Consider the following 2,493-nt stretch of genomic DNA (forward strand, 5'->3'; position numbering starts at 1 on the left):
GACACCCAGCTGGCGATGCTCGCTAACCAGGCGTCGAACGCGCTGATTTCGGGCGAAGAGCCTCCGCGGCAGGGCAATACCCACCCCAATATCGTACCTTACCAACCGTTCGATGCGGCCGACCAGCTGATCATCATCGCGGTCGGCAACGATCGCCAGTTCGCGCGGCTGGCGGACGTGTGCGGGCATCCCGAATGGGCGCGCGACGAGCGCTTCGCGAGCAATAGCGCGCGGGTCGCCAACCGCGGTGAAATCGTTGCGCTGGTCGCAGCGTGCATTGCCCAGAGGACGGCGGCGTCATGGTATGAGCGGCTCGATGCGGCGGGCATTCCGGCCGGACCGATCAACCGCGTCAGCCAGGCGCTGGCCGACGTCCAGGCGCAGCATCGCGGGATGGTGCGGATGATGAGCGGGGTGCCGCTGGTCGGCTCGCCGGTGCGGATCGACGGCTCGCGGGCGGATTCAGAATTGCCCCCGCCGGGCCTCGGCGAGCACACCGAGGAGGTGCTGGCCCCGCTGGGGCTGAGCGAGGACGAAATCGAGCGGTTGCGATCCGCCGGCGCGATCGGCGGCCGCGCTAGTTGATTGACAGGCCGAAAGCGTTGCCGTTGAACGGTTTCTACATGGTGGGTCGCCGAGATTCTTAGGGAGGTTGAGTGGCCAAGGTCTTTCTTAGCTACGCGCGCGAAGACGCTCCCGCCGCCAAACAGCTCGCCGAAAGCATCGGCCGTGCCGGCCACGAGGTGTGGTGGGACCGGCACATTCAAGGCGGCTCGCGCTTCTCCAGCGAGATCGATCGCGAACTCAAGAGCGCCGCAGTGGTGGTCGTGCTGTGGTCGCCGACCTCGATCGAATCGGCGTGGGTCCAGGACGAAGCGGCGGAGGGCCGCGACAGTGGACGGCTGGTCCCGGTCAGTCTCGGCGGCAGCCGCGCGCCGCTGGGCTTCCGCCAGTTCCATACGGTCGATCTCGCCAATTGGAGCGGCGCCGGCGAGCCCGCGGAGATCGACGACTTGCTCGATGCGATCGCGAAGACAGCGGGGAATAGCGCGGCGGCAGCAACTACGGCCCAGGCCAGCGAACCAAAAGTAGCGCGCGGTCCGTCGGTATGCGTGCTGCCGTTCGTCAACATGAGCGGCGACCCCGAGCAGGAATATTTCAGCGACGGCATCACCGAGGACATCATCACCGATCTGTCCAAAGTGTCGGCGCTGCTGGTGATCGCGCGCAATACCGCTTTCACGTTCAAGGGCAAGGTGATGGACGTCAAGGAAGTGGCGCAGGCGCTCGACGTCTCCCATGTCCTCGAAGGCAGCGTGCGCAAGGCGGGCGACCGCGTTCGGATCACTGGGCAGCTGATCGACGCCGCCACCGGCGGGCACCTCTGGGCCGACCGCTACGACCGCGACCTGACCGACATCTTCGCGATCCAGGACGAAATCTCCAAGGCGATCGTCGCCGCGCTCAGGGTCAAGTTGCTGCCCGAAGAGAAGAAGGCGATGGAAACTCGCGGGACGGCGAGTGTCGAAGCTTACAACCTTTACTTGATGGCGCGTCAGCAATGGACTGATGGAGGGATTGGCGACGTCCGCTGCCAGGAAACCATAGTTCGCATCTGCCGGCAGGCAATCTCGTTCGATCCTGACTATGCGCAGGCCTGGGCGTTGATGGCGCTTGCCCAGTCGCAGATGCGCTTCTGGCATGGCATGGACGCCGACCCGCAGCTGGCCGCCGAGCGGGCGCTGGCAATCAATCCCAATCTCGCCGAGGCCCATTGCGTTAAGGCACACTTGCTCGAGGAAGAGGGCAAGCCGGCCGAGGCAACTGCAGAAATCGAGACTGCGGTTCGACTTGATCCAGAATCTTGGGAAGTAAACCGCGAAGCCGCGCGCCTGATTTTCCGTCAGGGACGCATTGCGGATTCGATTCCTTATTTTGAAAAGGCGGCGTCGCTGATGGAATCGGATTGGCACAATCCGTCCATGCTGATCACTTGTTATCAGGGGGTCGGCACTTCCGAACAATTGCTCCGCGCCGCCAGGGTAGCCTCGGAGCGTACGGAAAAAGCCATTGCCAAGGATCCGTCAAACACCGCAGTGCTCGCCGCTGGCGCATCCGCGCTGGCGATCGTCGGCGAGGATCAGAGGGCCCGGGACTGGATCGAACGCGCACTTCTGCTGGACCCAGACAATATCATCATGCGCTATAATCTCGCCTGCGCGCTCACGGGCCAACTCGCCGATCCAGACCGCGCGATTGAAGTGCTGGAGCCCTATTTCGACAAGACCGTGAGTGCGACCCACATCCGGCACGCCGATGTCGACCCGGATCTTGATTCGGTTCGTGACCATCCCCGCTTCAAGGAAATGTTGTCGGCCGCCAAGCAGCGGCTGGGAATTGCTGAAGCCGCCGCGTGACGACGCTGCTCGGGGCGGGTTAGCCGACGACTATGGGCCGTTCCGTCCGTCTGGGGGAAGGACGGCCTGCGGCCCG

Annotated in this window: 2 protein-coding genes; both read left to right on the forward strand. The window is 64.2% G+C overall.

The genetic code is table 11. The features are described from left to right. Window positions 1–585 (forward strand): CaiB/BaiF CoA-transferase family protein (locus tag RMO25_RS06065; RefSeq protein ID WP_309661706.1); only part of this gene is annotated, 585 nt, incomplete at its 5' end. 71 nt (window positions 586–656) lie between these two features. Next, window positions 657–2,417, forward strand: a complete 1,761-nt coding sequence (locus tag RMO25_RS06070; protein WP_309661707.1) for a TIR domain-containing protein — start codon at window positions 657–659, stop codon at window positions 2,415–2,417. The last annotated feature ends 76 nt before the right edge of the window (window positions 2,418–2,493 follow it).

The sequence above is a fragment of the Sphingomonas sp. genome, from assembly GCF_031361285.1.
Taxonomy (GTDB): domain Bacteria; phylum Pseudomonadota; class Alphaproteobacteria; order Sphingomonadales; family Sphingomonadaceae; genus Sphingomicrobium.